At 71.7% G+C, this 14,997-nt stretch carries 13 protein-coding genes; 7 read left to right on the top strand and 6 right to left on the bottom strand.

The features are described 5' to 3' along the window. Positions 1 to 92 precede the first annotated feature (92 nt). Positions 93 to 767, top strand: coding sequence for a hypothetical protein (locus tag NGK70_RS03460; protein ID WP_251971982.1), 675 nt, complete (start codon positions 93 to 95; stop codon positions 765 to 767). Positions 768 to 789: 22 nt separating this feature from the next. Here NGK70_RS03460 and NGK70_RS03455 read toward each other — a convergent pair whose 3' ends face one another. Then, on the bottom strand, positions 790 to 2,073 hold the full coding sequence (locus tag NGK70_RS03455) for an O-acetylhomoserine aminocarboxypropyltransferase/cysteine synthase family protein (RefSeq protein ID WP_251971981.1): 1,284 nt from the start codon (positions 2,071 to 2,073) through the stop codon (positions 790 to 792). 185 nt (positions 2,074 to 2,258) lie between these two features. Here NGK70_RS03455 and NGK70_RS03450 point away from each other — a divergent pair, with 185 nt between their 5' ends. Both NGK70_RS03450 and NGK70_RS03445 read left to right on the top strand, forming a co-directional pair. Then, on the top strand, positions 2,259 to 2,699 hold the full coding sequence (locus NGK70_RS03450; RefSeq protein WP_251971980.1) for an Hsp20/alpha crystallin family protein: 441 nt from the start codon (positions 2,259 to 2,261) through the stop codon (positions 2,697 to 2,699). Positions 2,700 to 2,728: 29 nt separating this feature from the next. After that, entirely contained in the window at positions 2,729 to 3,124 is a 396-nt protein-coding gene (locus NGK70_RS03445) for an Hsp20/alpha crystallin family protein (protein WP_251971979.1), read from the top strand. 49 nt (positions 3,125 to 3,173) lie between these two features. On the opposite strand, the gene NGK70_RS03440 is transcribed toward NGK70_RS03445, so the two are convergent. Further along, entirely contained in the window at positions 3,174 to 4,838 is a 1,665-nt protein-coding gene (locus NGK70_RS03440; RefSeq protein WP_251971978.1) for a methyl-accepting chemotaxis protein, read from the bottom strand. A gap of 174 nt (positions 4,839 to 5,012) precedes the next feature. On the opposite strand from NGK70_RS03440, the gene NGK70_RS03435 reads away from it, so the two are divergent. The 4 genes from NGK70_RS03435 to NGK70_RS03420 all read left to right on the top strand — a co-directional run bounded on the left by NGK70_RS03435 (position 5,013) and on the right by NGK70_RS03420 (position 9,690). Then, positions 5,013 to 5,375 carry a response regulator transcription factor gene (locus NGK70_RS03435; protein ID WP_251971977.1) on the top strand — a complete coding sequence of 121 codons (363 nt, stop codon included), beginning with the start codon at positions 5,013 to 5,015 and terminating at the stop codon, positions 5,373 to 5,375. Positions 5,376 to 5,393: 18 nt separating this feature from the next. Then, the gene (locus tag NGK70_RS03430) at positions 5,394 to 7,643 is read left to right on the top strand and encodes a CHASE domain-containing protein (protein ID WP_251971976.1); all 2,250 of its coding nucleotides are present in this window, start codon (positions 5,394 to 5,396) and stop codon (positions 7,641 to 7,643) included. A 164-nt stretch (positions 7,644 to 7,807) separates the two neighbouring features. Next, a complete protein-coding gene (locus NGK70_RS03425; protein ID WP_251971975.1) occupies positions 7,808 to 8,953 on the top strand; it encodes an SGNH/GDSL hydrolase family protein in 1,146 nt (381 codons plus the stop codon). Between the two features lie 32 nt (positions 8,954 to 8,985). Then, positions 8,986 to 9,690: an OmpW/AlkL family protein gene (locus NGK70_RS03420; protein ID WP_428985568.1), complete on the top strand. Its 705-nt coding sequence runs from the start codon at positions 8,986 to 8,988 to the stop codon at positions 9,688 to 9,690. A gap of 20 nt (positions 9,691 to 9,710) precedes the next feature. On the opposite strand, the gene NGK70_RS03415 is transcribed toward NGK70_RS03420, so the two are convergent. The 4 genes from NGK70_RS03415 to NGK70_RS03400 form a co-directional block, all read right to left on the bottom strand. Further along, positions 9,711 to 11,066, bottom strand: a complete 1,356-nt coding sequence (locus NGK70_RS03415) for a lipase family alpha/beta hydrolase (protein ID WP_251971974.1) — start codon at positions 11,064 to 11,066, stop codon at positions 9,711 to 9,713. A 113-nt stretch (positions 11,067 to 11,179) separates the two neighbouring features. After that, positions 11,180 to 13,234 (bottom strand): NADPH-dependent 2,4-dienoyl-CoA reductase, encoded by a 2,055-nt coding sequence (locus NGK70_RS03410; protein ID WP_251971973.1) that lies wholly within the window; start codon positions 13,232 to 13,234, stop codon positions 11,180 to 11,182. 146 nt (positions 13,235 to 13,380) lie between these two features. Continuing rightward, on the bottom strand, positions 13,381 to 13,995 hold the full coding sequence (locus NGK70_RS03405) for an NIPSNAP family protein (RefSeq protein WP_251971972.1): 615 nt from the start codon (positions 13,993 to 13,995) through the stop codon (positions 13,381 to 13,383). Between the two features lie 50 nt (positions 13,996 to 14,045). After that, complete coding sequence (locus NGK70_RS03400) at positions 14,046 to 14,855, bottom strand: shikimate dehydrogenase family protein (protein WP_251971971.1); 810 nt, start codon at positions 14,853 to 14,855, stop codon at positions 14,046 to 14,048. Positions 14,856 to 14,997: the final 142 nt, after the last annotated feature.

Below are 14,997 nucleotides of genomic sequence, written 5' to 3'. Positions count from 1 at the left end.
GCCCCCGGCTCAAGATGGGTCACCCCGGCCCGGCACCCGCACCCAGGTGCATTCCCTGCCGCGCCGCACCCGTTGCGCCACCGAGGAGCCCCATGATCACCACCGCGCTTCGCCGCCTCACCGCCCACCTCGCCTGGAGCGACGTGCTGCGCCCGCGCGTGGCCTGGGTCGCCATGGCCGCCAGCGCCCTGGTGGCGGGCGCGGCCATCCAGCACAGCATCGAGCGGCTGGAAGCCGCCTCGGAGGCACGCGCGCGCCTGGAGCGCCAGAACGCCGGCCTGCACGAGCGCTACCTGGCCACACCCGGGGCCACCACCCCGGCCCTGCAGCAGATCCGCGCGAGCCACGACGAGGCGGTCGCCTCGGCCGCGGCGTGGAGCCACTGGACCGTTTGGGGCTCGCTGGTCTGGATGTTCGGCGTCGGCGCCGCCTCGGCCTGGAGCCTGCAGCGCCGCGCACGCATGGCGGGCACCGCGGTCACGCCCGCTGACACCAGCTGCAGCATCACCAGCAAGGCCGACGAGGCCCACCCCACCGCTGCGACGACACGCCCACCGACCGCCGCGCCCGACTGGCAGGCCGTGCTGCGCGAGATCCAGGCCGTCAGCGAGCTGATCGGCCCCGCCGAAGACCCGCCGTCGGCCGGTGCGGCCCCGGTGGTAGGCCGCATCGAACCCGTCGGGACCGAGCGGGCGACCGAGCGTCCCCTCATGCACCGGCTGCCCAGCGCCGAGATCCACCGCGTCGACCTGCGGCTGGCGGCCTGACCGGCCGGCCGCAGTGCGGCGATCAGACCGCGTCGAGCGCCTGCGCCAGGTCGGCGAGCAGGTCGTCGATGTGTTCGATGCCGATCGACAACCGCACCGTGTCCACCGTGACCCCCGCCTTGGCCAGCTCCGCCTCGCCGAGCTGGCGGTGCGTGGTGGAGGCCGGGTGGCAGGCCAGCGACTTGGCGTCGCCGATGTTGACCAGCCGGGTGACCAGCTTCAACGCATCTTGGAAGCGTGCGCCGCCTTCGATGCCCCCCTGCACCCCGAAGGTCAGGATGCCTGAGGCGCGCCCACCCATGTACTTCTGGACCAGGCCGTGGTCGGTGTGGTCGCCCAGGCCGGCGTAGTTGACCCACTTCACCTTGGCGTGGCCCTTCAGGAACTGCGCCACTGCCAGCGTGTTGTCGCAGATGCGGTCCATGCGCAGCGCCACCGTCTCGATGCCCTGCAGGATCAGGAAGGCGTTGAAGGGCGACAGCGCCGCGCCCATGTTGCGCAGGGGCACCACGCGCGCCCGGGCGATGTAGGCGGCCGCGCCCAGCGCCTCGGTGTAGCAGACGCCGTGGTAGCTCACATCCGGCTCGTTCAGGCGACGGAAACGCGCTTTGTGCTGGGCCCAGGGGAACTTGCCCGAGTCGACAATCACCCCGCCGATCGAGTTGCCGTGCCCGCCCAGGTACTTGGTCAGCGAGTGCACCACGATGTCCGCGCCGTGCTCGAATGGGCGGCACAGGTAGGGCGTGGGTACGGTGTTGTCGACGATCAGCGGCACGCCCGCGGCGTGCGCCACATCGGCCAGCGCCTGGAAGTCGGTGACGTTGCCGAGCGGGTTGCCGATGGACTCGCAGAACACCGCCTTGGTGCGCTCGTCGATCAGCGCGGCGAAGGCGGCCGGGTCGCGCGGGTCGGCAAAGCGCGCCTCGATGCCCAGTTGCGGGAAGGTGTGGGCAAACAGGTTGTAGGTGCCGCCGTACAGGGTGGATGAAGAGACGATGTTGTCCCCCGTCTCGGCGATCGTCTGGATCGCGTAGGCGATCGCCGCCATGCCCGAGGCCACGGCCAGTGCGCCTGCACTTCCAGAATTCGCCCCTTCCAGCTCCGCCAGGCGCTGCTCGAGCACCGCGGTGGTCGGGTTCATGATGCGGGTGTAGATGTTGCCCGCCACCTTCAGGTCGAACAGGTCCGCGCCATGCTGGGTGTTGTCGAAGGCGTAGCTGGTGGTCTGGTAGATCGGCACCGCCACCGCCTTGGTGGTCGGGTCCGGGCCGTAACCGGCGTGCACGGCAAGCGTCTCGAATTTCATGGGGTCTCCTCGGTCGGGTTCTGGCAGGGTGGGCCGTTTCAAAACGGCTCGGCGGATGCTAGCCCAGCACGGGAGGCGCCCCTTGAACCTTGACGAGACAGGCCTTGAAAGCGCGCCCGGGCGACCCTAAGTGACCGGCATGGCGATGCCCGGCATCGCGATTCACCCGCCCACGGAGCCTGACCATGCTGTACCGCAGTCTTTTCCCCCGCGACCTCTTCGCCGACCTGGAGCGCCTGCAACGCGAGTTCCAGGGCGGGCTGGAACCGTCACCGTCGATCCGCGGCCTGGGCCGCGGCGGCTACCCGGCGCTCAACGTCGGCAGCACGCCGACCTCAGTGGAGGTCTATGCCTTCGCGCCCGGCATGGACCCGGCAGCCATCGACGTGAACCTGGAGCGCGGTGTGCTCACCATCGCCGGTGAACGGGGGCGCAGCCAGCCCGCGGCCGACGAGAAGGCCACGCTGCATGTGAACGAACGCTTCGACGGGCGCTTCCGCCGCGTCGTCAGCCTGCCCGACGACATCGACCCCAATGCCGTGGCCGCCAGCTACCGCGACGGCGTGCTGCATGTGAGCATCCAGCGCCGCGCCGCCGCCCAGCCGCGCCGCATCGAAGTGCAGTGACCCCCTGGACCGACCGAAGGACCACGACCATGAACACCGTGACCCATACCCCCGAATCCACCAGCCCGTCCACAGGCCAGTCTGCCCGCCCGGAGCCGGCTTTGCTGCCGCCCGTGGACGTGATCGAGGACGCCACCGGCATCACGCTCTACGCCGACCTGCCCGGCGTGCCGAAGGAGCGCCTGCACCTGCGCATCGAGGGTGACCAGCTCGGCATCGAAGCCGAGGTGGCGCTGCCCGCGCCAGCGGGCATTGAGGCGCAGCACGCCGAGGTGACGCTGTCGCGCTACCGCCGCACCTTCACGCTGAGCAAGGAGCTCGACCCCGAGAAGGTCAGCGCCGAGTTGGTGCAGGGCGTGCTGCGCGTGCGCATCCCCAAGGCAGACCACGCCCAGCCGCGCCGGGTGCAGATCCAGGTGCAGTGACCCCACTGGGCAGGCCGGGCCCTGCTGCGGCCTGAGCCGGGGGAGCGGGTCAGAAAAAGACCACGTTGGAGTTGTCCGCCGGCACGCCAGGCGGTGCCGCGGCGGGTGCGGCAGCGGCGACAGGCGTGGCGGCCACCACCCGCTTCGGCCGCGGCGCCCCGCCATGCGACGGCAGCAGCGGCTGCGCCCGTTGTGGTGCTGCGGCGGCCGTGGCCGACGGGGTGCGCGCCGCCATCGCAACGGGCGGCGCATCCGCAGGCGCCTGCGTGTCGGTGCCGAGCTGGAAGGCGCCCAGCACCTCCTCCAGCATGCGGCTCTGGGTCTGCAGATCGTCGGCAATGCGGCGGGAGGTTTCCGCCACCGCGACGTTCTGGCGGGTCATCTCGTCCAGGTCGCGCACTGCGGCGGTGACTGCATCGATGCTGCCGGCGTGTTCGGTGGTGTCGGCCGACAGGTGCTCGAAGGCGCCGCCGACCTTGCGAGCCGAGGCCACGATCTCGGCCATCGTCCGCCCGGCCCGCTCCACCAGGGCGTTGCCACTGGCCACCGTGGCCGTCGAACGCTCGATCAGCGTCTTGATCTCCCCGGCGGCGGTGGCCGATCGCAGCGCCAGTTGCCGCACCTCTGCAGCCACGACGGCAAAGCCACGCCCCCGGTCACCGGCCCGGGCCGCCTCCACCGCGGCGTTCAGGGCCAGGATGTTGGTCTGGAACGCGATGCCCTCGATCACACCGATCACCTCGGTGATGCTGCGCGAGGCGGCATCGATGTCGCGCATGCGGGCGCGCACCTGGTCGAACAGCTCACCGCCCTGCTCGGCCTGTGCGGCGGCCTGCACCGCCATCGCCCGGGCATCCAGGGCTGCCTCGGCGCTGGTCTGCACGATCAGGTTGATCTGCTCCAGCGTCATCGCCGCTTCGCGCAGGCCGGCGGCGCTGCGCTCGGTGCGCTGGCCCAGCTCCTCGCCACTGTGCTGCAGCTCGCTCGAAGCCGCCTGCACCCCGTGGGTGGCCCGGCTGACCTGGCGCAAGGTGCCAGCCATGCGCTGCTGCACGTCCTTGAGCCGCTCACCCAGCGCCGACTCGGCCCGTACAGCATCCAGGCTGAGGCGGATCGGCCCCTTGATCCCCATGGCGCGGACCAGGAAATGCATGTCGAAGCGCTCCCTGGCACGGTAGGCATTGGCCCGCGCCGTGAGCGCGAGCAGCAGGGTGTGCACCGCCATCGCCACGCCGTACGCGAACAGGGACCCGTCGGCTTGCAGCCACGCGGACTGCAGCGGGCCTCGCGCCAGCCCCTCGTGCAACAGCCAGGGCGCCGCCGCTGCCGCCACGCCGCCCGCCACCACCAGGCCGGGCCGCCGCAGGTTGGGCAGCAGGCTCAGCACCAGCAGGCTGTTGAGGAGCAACAACGGCACCGCCGCTCCCGCCACCGCCATCTGGGCCACCAGCAGGGTCACCAGCACGGTGGCTGATCCCCACGACGCCAGGGCCCCCTGCGGTGGCTGGCGCATGCACCACAGCCCGACCAGGCACAGCAGGCCTGCGGCGAGCGTCGCCCCGGGGGCCTCACCCGCCCCGCGGGCCTGGGACCAGGCAAGCCCCGCCAGCAGGGCTGCATTCGCCAGCACCGCCACGGGCAGTGCGGCGTCCAGACGGCGCTCGGCGGGCATGCTGCGCTGTGACGGGCGCATCGACGGGAAGGGCAACTTCATGAACCGGGATCTCCAGCCCGCACCTTAGGGGGCCTACGGAACGGGCAAAGAAGGAGATGAGCAGCCACACCGGGCCTATTGCGGCGAACAGTCCGCCCCAGACTACCCAAGATGCGCAACACCCCAGACCACCTGCACCGGGCAAGGCGCAGGCCGCCCCATCCCGCCGTCACCATGAAACGCATCCTCATCGTCGATGACCAGCCCGACATCCGGGAACTGGTCCGCATGACCCTCGAAATCGACGGCCACGAAGTGCATGAGGCCGAGGACGGCGCCAGCGCGCTGCAGGCGGTGCGCCGGCTGGCGCCCGAACTCGTGCTGCTGGATGTGATGATGCCCGGCGGCATGGACGGCCTGGCGGTGTGCCGCGCCCTGCGCAGCGACCCCGCGCGCCGCCGCACGCGCATCGTGATGCTCTCGGCACGCGGCCAGAAGACCGACATCGAGGCCGGGCGCGCCGCCGGTGCGGACGCCTACCTCGCCAAGCCGTTCAGCCCGCGGCAGGTGCTCGACGTCGTCTCCCGCATGCTCTGACGCGGCGGGCAACCGGCTGTGGAGATCATCGAGCACCACCGGCTGCCGCGGCCCGGTGCATCACCTGCGCCACGTCTGGCCGATCGGCTGGAGGCCTGGCTGCACCGGCCCGGCATCGCCCTGGCCATCCTGATCGGCTCGCTGCTGCTGACCGGCGCGGCCTGGTGGGCCGCGCGGCTGTTCGCGCTGGACGACGCCAGGCAGCGCTTCGAGCGCCGCACCGACGAGGTGCATGCGCGCATCGAACGCCGCATGGTCTCGTACGAGGCGGTGCTGCGCGGTGGCGTGGCGATGCTGGCGGCCTACCCCGATTTCGACCGCAGCGCCTGGCGCCGCTATGTGGACACCGTGCAACCCGGGCGCCACTATCCCGGCATCCAGGGCTTCGGCATCGCCAGGCTGCTGGCGCCGGCCCAACTCGCCGAGCACGAACGCAGCGTGCGCGCCGAAGGCTTTGCGGGCTACGGCGTGCGCCCGGCAGGCCCACGCGAGCTGTATGCCCCGATCGTCCAGCTGGAGCCCCTGAGCGGGCGCAACCTGCGCGCCTTCGGCTACGACATGCTTTCCGAGCCCACCCGGCGCGAGGCCATGCTGCGCGCACGCGACAGCGGCCTGCCGGCGATGTCGGGCATCGTCACGCTGGTCCAGGAGGACGGACGCAACGTGCAGCGGGGCTTTCTGGTCTACTTGCCCGTCTACCGCGACGCCCTGGGCCACCTGGCCGGGCCGGGCCCCCAGGTCGAGCCCGCCCGCCTGTGGGGCTGGGTCTACGCCCCTTTCCGCGTGCAGGACCTGATGAAGGGCATCCTGGGTGCCGACACGGGCAGCATTGCCTTTCGCCTCCATGACGGCGTGGTCGACGCCCGGGCCTCGCGCAGCGCGGCCACGTTCTACAACAGCGACATGGCCCAGAGCGAGCCCAGCGCAGCGCGGCCCGATGCGATGCACCAGGCCCGCTCGCTGGTCTTCGGCGGGCGCACCTGGACCATCGCCTACACGGGCAGCGACGCCGAGTCAGCCGCCGACACCTGGCAGTCCAACCTGGTGGCGGTGTGTGGTGTCTCGATCGACCTGCTGCTGTTCTGGAGCATCGCTGCACTGGCGCGCCGCAAGGCCCAGTTCGAGCGCGAGATGCGCGCGCAGAGCGACCAGTCGCAGGGCCGGCTGGTCACGCTCACGGCGGTCAGCGGCCTGTCGCCGGACGCCGTGCTGGTGTTCGAGCGCGGTGACGCCGGCCTGCACCGACTGGTCTTCACCAACCCGGCCTTCAGCCGCTGGTTCGGCCTGCGCCCCGAGGACCTGCTGGGCCTGAGCGAGACCGCCGTCGACGAGTGGCTCGACGGCCTCACCCACGCCGACGAGGTCATGCCGGCCCTGCAACAGGGCGACGCCCACATCGTGCTGGCCGGCCCGCCGCGCCGCGTGCTGGAGCGCCGTTGCCGCGAGGACAACCGCCAGCGGGTCTACTACTTCCGCGACATCACCTATCAGACCGAGGTGGAGCGGCTCAAGAACGAGTTCCTCACCACCGCCGCGCACGAACTGCGCACCCCGCTGGCCAGCGTCTACGGCTTTGCCGAGTTGCTGCTCGACGCCCGCATCGAGGAAACCAAGCGCCAGCGCGCGGTGCAGATCATCCACCGGCAGGCCACCGTGTTGAAGCACCTGGTCAACGAACTGCTCGACCTGGCCCGCATCGACTCCCTGCGCGGGCGCGACTTCGTCGCCGAGGAGGTCGATCTGCGCCGCATCGCCGAGCTCTGCACCGAGGCACTGGCCCAGCCCGACGCCCCGCACCGGCTGCGCCTGGAGTCAGCGGACATGTCGGACCTGCCAGCACTGGTGCAGGTCGACCCGGCCAAGCTGCAGCAGGCGCTGACCAACGTGATCGGCAACGCCCTGAAGTACTCGCCTCCCCACACGGCGGTGGTGATCGGCCTGCACCGGCGCCAGGAACAGGGGCGGGACTGGATCGGCCTGCGCGTCAGCGACCAGGGCATCGGCATGTCCGAGGACGAGATCGAACACGCCTTCGACCGCTTCTACCGCGCCGACCCCTCCGGCCACGTGCTCGGCGCCGGCCTCGGCCTGTCGATCGTGCGCGAGATCATGGAGATCCACCAGGGCCGGGTCGAGCTGCAGAGTGCCTCAGGCGTGGGCACCACCGTGACCCTGTGGGTGCCGGCCATGCCTCCAGCGTCGGCCAACGCCACGCCCGCGCCAACCACCACCCGGGATGCCGAGCCCGCCGAGGCGACCCTGGCCTGATCCCGGTGATCCCGGTAGAGCGCTCCACCTAAAAGCAACGCCCACGGCGCCGTCCGGCCCCGTCCCTAGGGTTTGCCTGCGGCGACCGCGGGCACGCCGATGCCTATACTGGCCCGATGCCTGCGAGCAACCGCTCGCGACTCCAAGCACCGAGGAGACCCCGGATGAAGCACTTCAGGATCCGCCTGGCGGTCTGCGCCGCCGCCGCATTGATGGCCGCCTGTGGCGGCGGTGGCAGCGACACGACAACCGACACCCAGATCACCTCCGTCAAGGTCTTCGGCGACAGCCTGGCCGACAGCGGCACGTTCGGCGTCAAGTTCACCGTCCAGGGTGCCAGCTCGAAGATCTACCCGGAGCACATCGCCGCCGCCTACGGCGCGCCGGCCCCCTGCCCGGTGTTCCTCTTCAACGGCACGACCTTCGTCGCCAACCCCACGGCGGGCTGCAGCAACTACGCCATCGGCGGTGGACGCATCAACAATGTCACCGCCCCCACCTCCCCGGTATCGATCACGACACAGCTCAGCCTGGCCGCCGCGGCAGGCAGCTACAAGGCGACCGACCTGCTGGTGATCGACGGCGGCGGCAACGACGCGGCCGACCTGATCGGCGCCTACCTGAAGGCCGGCAGCGACAGTGCCGCCAGCTACCTTGCGCTGGCTGGCAGCATGCTCGACGCCGCGACCGTCACCGCCACGTTGACGCAGCCCAACGGCACGGCCCTGCTCGGTGGCGTCTACATGCAGGCGCTCGCCAACCGCTTCTACGCGTCGATCAAAACCAACGCGCTGGACAGGGGGGCGGTTCACGTCGTGCTGGTCAACATCCCCGGCATCACCAACACGCCGCGCTTCCAGATGGTGCTCGACGGCATTGCCGCGGCCTATGGCGGTGGCACGGCCGGGGCGACGGCACGGGCGCAGTCCGAGGGGCTGTTCAAGTCCTGGATCGAGGCCTTCAACACGGCCCTGGCCGCCAACGCCAAGGGCGACAGCCGCGTCGTGCTGGTCGACATCTACACCGTCTTCAACAACGAGGTGGCCAACCCGAAGCAGTATGCGCTGCAGAACGCCAAGGACACGGCCTGCCCCGCCACCGGCCTCGGCACCGACAGCCTGCCCGTCTACGACTTCCCGACCTGCACCGACACGGCGCTGTCGGCGACGACGCCCCCGAGCGGTGCCACGGGTGGCACCAACTGGTGGAAGAGCTACCTGTTCTCCGACGGCTTCCATCCCACGCCCTACGGCCACCAGCTCGCCTACCAGCAGATCTCGATCGACCTGGCCAAGAGCGGCCGCCTGTGAGCACGCGTCGACCGAAACCGGAGATCCAGTCCATGACCACGCATCCCGCGTCGAACTTCGCATCGGCCCTCGCGTCGATGCCCCGGCTCCTCCTGCTGGCCGGCCTCGCGCTGGCCGGCACCGCCCAGGCCCAGAGCGCCGGCAGCCTGACCCTGCGCGCCGGCGCCACGCAGATCCGCCCGCAGGTGGACAGCGGCGACCTCTCCGCCCCCAGCCTGCCGTCCACCCAGGTGGACGTGCGCTCGGCCACCTCGCTCAGCGGCGGCATCACTTATGCGGTCACCGACCAGCTCAGCCTGGACCTGCCGGTGGCGCTGCCCTTCAAGCACGACATCGTCGGCGCCGGTGCCATCGCCGGCGTGGGCAAGATCGGCGAGGTGAAGGCGCTGCCGATCACCCTGCTGGCGCAGTGGCGCTTCTTTGACGCGCAGTCGGCGCTGCGCCCCTACCTGGGCGCCGGCCTGACCTACGCGAAGTTCTTCAAGGAGCGCGGCAACGCCACGCTCACAGCCATCACCGGCGGCTCGCCCTCCACGCCGACCACGCTGAAGGTCGACTCGCGCTTCGGCGCCAGCTTCCAGCTCGGTGCGGGCTACGCCTTCGACAGCCGCTGGTCACTCGATGCCCACGTCGTGAAGACGCTGCTGAAGACCACCACGCAGCTGTCCACCGGCCAGAGCATCGACCTCAAGCTCGACCCGCTGAGCCTCGGCCTGGGCGTCGGCTACCGCTTCTAGCGTCACGCCGCGCCCGGCCGTCAGGCCAGCCAGGCCCGCAACACCGCGGCCACCTCCGGGTGGTCGAGCAGGTCCCAGTGGTTGGCGCCGGCCACCACGTGCTGGTTGGCCGCGGGCACGGGCAGGACCTTGGCCGGGTCGCTGTGCCGGCCCAGGGCACTGGCAAGCGGCACCAGCCCGTCGCCCAGCAGGTTGGCGCGCAGGCCGCTGTCGCTCTCCGTGGTGATGGCGGCCGCCACGTAGACCGCCACCCCGGCGGGCAGCGGGGTGGGCACGCGGTCGTCGCGCTTCTGCGCATGGCGGTCACGGCCCTGCCAGTCGGCGTCCTGCAGGTTGCCGTAGCGCAGGTCGGTGATGCCCGCGCTGCGGGCCCGCCCCAGCCGGGCAAAGGGCCGCACATAGGGGCTCAGGCCCAGCGCCACGTCCACCAGCCGCCCGCCACGCTCCAGCGGCGCGCCGTGGTGGGGGGTCCCCAGGAACACCACCCTCCTGAGCTGGCCCAGCCAGGCCGCCGAGCCGTCCTGCGCAGCTTCCTGTGCCACCTCCTGCGCCACGTGGCAGGCACTGCGCGCCACCAGCCCGCCCATGCTGTGCGCGACGATGACGATCTCCTCGGCCAGCACCGGCCACTGCGCGACCAGCCGATCCAGCAGGGCAGCCAGCTCGCGCCCGTTCTGCGACACATGCCGGCCGCTGTTGTAGTGCAGGTAGAGCGGGGTGGCATCGAGCGCCGCCGCCAGCATCTGCCCGTGGTCATGGCCGCGGCGCGACCACTGCAGGTCGTTCATGCACAGCCCGTGGATCAGCACCAGCAGGCGGCCGGAAGCCGGCGCCTGCAGTTGCGCTGCGAGCGGTGCCGACAGGTCAAGCGCCCGCCCGTCCCTGCGCAGGCTCATCGGGATGGCCAGCGGGTTGCCACTCTCGGCCAGGTGGTCGCCCCACACGCCGTTGAGCACCGCGCGCAGCGCCTCGCGCTCGGGCGTGGGAAGCACCTCGGCGGCCTCGGCGGCCTGCGCAGGCAGCAGCCGCTCGACGAGGCTGCCCAGCAGCCCGTCCAGCCCGTGCCCGACCAGCCGGGTGGTGCCGCGCACCGTGCGGTAGACCAAGCCGGTGATGCCGGAGGTGCGGCCGGCAGGGCCCGGGCCTGCCACGCCGATGGTCGATTCGATGGTGTGGTGCATCGCCTCCACCAGGTCGGTGATCCCGACGGTGGCGTCCACGCCCAGGCGGGCATAACCCCGCAGGTCCGCGACGTGGAAGGCGCGGGCGAGGGGCCCCACCGCACGGGCAACACGGGCAGCGCGGGCAGCAGGGGCCGGGGGCGGCTCGGCACGCTCGGTGGCCGCAGGCTGCGGCGTTTCGACAAGTGCCTTCACGCGGGCTCCTGGAGTGAGAGTCCAGGCTAGCACGCCCCCCGCCGGGCGATTGGGCGGATCGCTCTAGTTCCGCCGGCGTCCACCGCTCCGCGGCACGCCGAGCCCCACCCGGATCAGAGCGTCACCGCCAGCCGCCAGGCCTCGTCAATGGCGCGCTTGGCGTCCAGCTCGCCCGCCTCGCGCGCGCCGCCGATCAGGTGCACGCGCGCACCCTGCGCCTCCAGCGCATCGGCCAGCTCGCGCTGCGGCACCTGGCCGGCGCAGAGCACCACGTGGTCGCAGGCGATCCAGGTCGGGTTCTCGCGCTGCGGGCCGTGGGTGATGAGCAGGCCCTCATCGCCGATGCGCTCGTAGTTCACCCCACCGAGCATGCGCACCTGCTTCATCTTCAGCGCCGTGCGGTGGATCCAGCCGGTGGTCTTGCCCAGGCCCGCGCCGGGCTTGCCGCTCTTGCGCTGCAGCAGCGTCACCTGCCGCGCTGGCGGCGTGACCTGCGGGCCGTCGGCAGCCAGGCCGCCTCGCGCCAGCGCCGGGTCGGCCACGCCCCACTCGGCGCGCCAGGCCGCGGCGTCCAGCGTGGTCGAGTGCCCGCCCGCGACCAGGAACTCCGCCACGTCAAAGCCGATGCCGCCCGCGCCCACCACCACCACGCGCTCGCCCGGCAGGCGGCGCCCGCTCAGCACGTCCAGGTAGCTCAGCACCTTGGGGTGGTCCTGGCCCGGGATCCGCGGGTCGCGCGGCAGCACGCCGGTGGCCAGCACCACCTCGTCGTAGCCGGCCAGATCCGCGGCCTGCACACGGCGGTCCAGCTGCAGCGCCACGCCGGTGGACACCACCCGGCGCGTCAGGTAGCGCAGCAGCTCGTCGAACTCCTCCTTGCCGGGCACCCGCCGCGCCAGGTTGAGCTGCCCGCCCAGTTCGGGCGCGGCGTCGAACAGGTCCACCGCATGGCCCCGCTCGGCCGCCAGCGTGGCCGCCGTCAGCCCGGCCGGCCCGGCGCCCACCACCGCGATGCGGCGCCGCTGCGCGGCCGGGCGCACGGCCAGCTCGCTGAGCGTCTCGTGGCAGGCGCGCGGGTTGACCAGGCAGCTGGTCATCCGGTTCTGGAAGATGTGGTCCAGGCAGGCCTGGTTGCAGGCGATGCAGGTGGCAATGTCCGCCGAGCGGCCCTGCGCCGCCTTGCGCACGAAGTGGGCGTCGGCCAGCAGCGGGCGCGCCATCGACACCATGTCCGCACAGCCATCGGCCAGCACCTGCTCGGCCACCTCCGGCGTGTTGACGCGGTTGGACAGCACCAGCGGCGTGCCGATGCCCGCGGCGGTGAAGGCCGCCTTCATCTTCTGCGTCACCCAGGCGAAGGCCGCGCGCGGCACGCTGGTGGCGATGGTCGGCACCCGCGCCTCGTGCCAGCCGATGCCGCTGTTGATCAGCGTGGCGCCGCTGCGCGCCACCGCCGTGCCCAGCTGCACCGTCTCCTCCCAGGAGTTGCCGCCGGGCACCAGGTCGATCATCGAGAGCCGGAAGATCAGGATGAAGTCCGGCCCCACCGCCTCGCGCGTGCGCTGCACGATCTCCACCGGCAGGCGCATGCGCTGGCTGTAGTCGCCGCCCCAGGCGTCGTGGCGCTGGTTGGTGGCGGCGGACAGGAACTCGTTGATGAAGTAGCCCTCCGAGCCCATGATCTCCACGCCGTCGTAGCCCGCCTCGCGGGCCTTGCAGGCGCAGTTGACGAAGGCGCGGATCTGGCGCTCCACCCCCGCGCTGCTCAGCGGCAGCGGCTTGAAGGGCGAGATCGGCGACTTCAGCCGCGACGGCGCCACCGCCAGCGGGTGGTAGGCATAGCGCCCCGCATGCAGGATCTGCAGCGCCACCTTGCCACCGGCTTCGTGCACCGCACGGGTGACCACCTGGTGGCGGCGCGCCGCGGCCGAAGTGGCCAGCGTGCCGGCGAAGGGCTTGGTCTGCCCCACCAGGTTGGGCGAGAATCCACCCGTCACGATCAGCCCCACGTCGCCCTCGGCCCGCTCGCGCAGGAAGGCCGCCAGCCGCGTCAGGTCCCGCCCGTCCTCCAGCCCGGTGTGCATCGAGCCCATCAGCACGCGGTTCTTCAGTTGCGTGAAGCCCAGGTCGAGCGGGCGCAGCAGGTGGGGGTAGGTGGCGAGGGTCATGGCAGCAGGCGTCGACAACAGGGTCACCAGCGTACCGCGCCGCGCGCCGCCCGCCCAGCCGGAGCGGAGCTCAGCTGTCGCGCATCAGACAGGGGTCGCCCGCCTGCGGCCGTCCACCGGCCGCCACCGCCGATCCACCCGGCGCCTCACTTCAGCGGCGAGAACGCCAGCGGCGCGCACAGCGTCGAGACCATCCTGGTCAGGTTGGCCGGCCCGCCCACCGGCGGCCAGACGCCCTGCTTGACCGCCTCGGCGCGGATCTGCGCGCGCGCGTCCACGCTGTGGTAGGCCCAGATGTTCAGGAAGCGCGGCTGCTCGCCATCCAGCGCGGTGAAGGCGCCGACCATGGGCGACAGCGCGGTCCGCTTGGGCACGGCATCCTTCCAGGCCTCGATGGTCTGCGCCAGCACGCCCTGGCGGAGGCTGTAGGTGCGGAACTCGTACCACTTGCCGAAGGCGCCCGGCTGCGGGTCGGCCAGGAAGGGGAAGAGCGCGAAGCTCTGCGACTGCAGCTTGACCAGCCACTCGCCGCAGCCCAGCGGGTCGGTGGCCATCAGCATCGCCAGGCGGGCGTCGGCCAGCGCATCGGCGCTGTCGAAGCGGCGCAGCAGCAGCACCTGGCTGAGTTCGCCGATGTCCGAGGCAAAGGCGCCGACCAGGGTGCCACCGGCAGCGGGAAGGCTGCGCTGCAGGGCCTCGTAGACCTTGGCGTTGCTGAAGACCTTGATGTCGAGGGTGGTGAGTTCGTAGACGGTGGGCATGGGAATCTCCGGGACGGGAAGACAGGAAGAAGGGAACGCCGGCGGCTCGCTCAGGCGGCCGGACGGTACAGGGCCAGGTAAAAATCGACCAGCCGCTCGCGCACCGCCTCGAACATGCCGGCGCCGGTCATCGTGGCGCAGCCAAGCTCGCGGGCTGCGGCGATCAGCGGCGGCACCACCGGCTGGGTCACGACGCAGCCGACGAAGGTGCCCGGCACCAGCCGCTCCACCTGCACCGGCAGCAGGTCGCCCTCGCGCATGCCCATCGGCGTGGCATTGATGACCAGGTCAAAGCCGCTCGGGTCGGCGCTGCCGACCTCGGGCACCACCGGGCCGTAGGCGCGCAGCTTGGCGGCCAGGGCCTCGCGCCGCTCGACATCGGCCTCGTGCAGCGCCAGCGAGGACACGCCCGCGTCCACCAGCGCGTGGGCGATGGCCGAGCCGGCCCCGCCCGCGCCGACCAGCAGGGCACGCCGGCCGCGCGGCTCGCAACCGGCCTTGCGCAGGCCGGCGACGTAGCCCTCGCCATCGCACATGTCGCCGAACCAGCCACCGCCGGCGCTGCGGCGCACCGCGTTGGCCGCGCCGATGGAGTGCGAGGCAGGCGTGGCGTCGTCGCACAGCGCCAGCGCCGCGAACTTGTGCGGCACGGTGACGATGATCCCGTCGACGTTGGGCATGCGCCGGCACATCGCGAAGAAGTCCGGCAGGTCGGCCGGCGCCACATGGGCCGGCACGACGATGGCGTCCGCCCCGGCCTCGCGCAGCGGGCGGGTAACGCCCGCGGGCGATTTGACCTGGGCAATGGGGTCGCCGACGATGAAGAGCACGCGCGTGGCGCCGCTGTAGGTATCCAGCATGGAGCAGCTCGATGGGAGGGCGGTGGCGGGGCGCGATCCAGACCGCCCGGCGTGCCGACAGGGTCAGCACGGGGTTGTGGGATCGCTCAATATCGGAATACTATTCCAATATGGAAGCAACGTCCACGATCAAAACCCTGCG

This window comes from Sphaerotilus microaerophilus (assembly GCF_023734135.1).
GTDB classification, from domain to species: Bacteria; Pseudomonadota; Gammaproteobacteria; order Burkholderiales; family Burkholderiaceae_C; genus Sphaerotilus; species Sphaerotilus microaerophilus.
The sequence above is the reverse complement of the archived record's forward strand: the minus strand, read 5'-3'. Positions and strand labels throughout refer to the sequence as shown.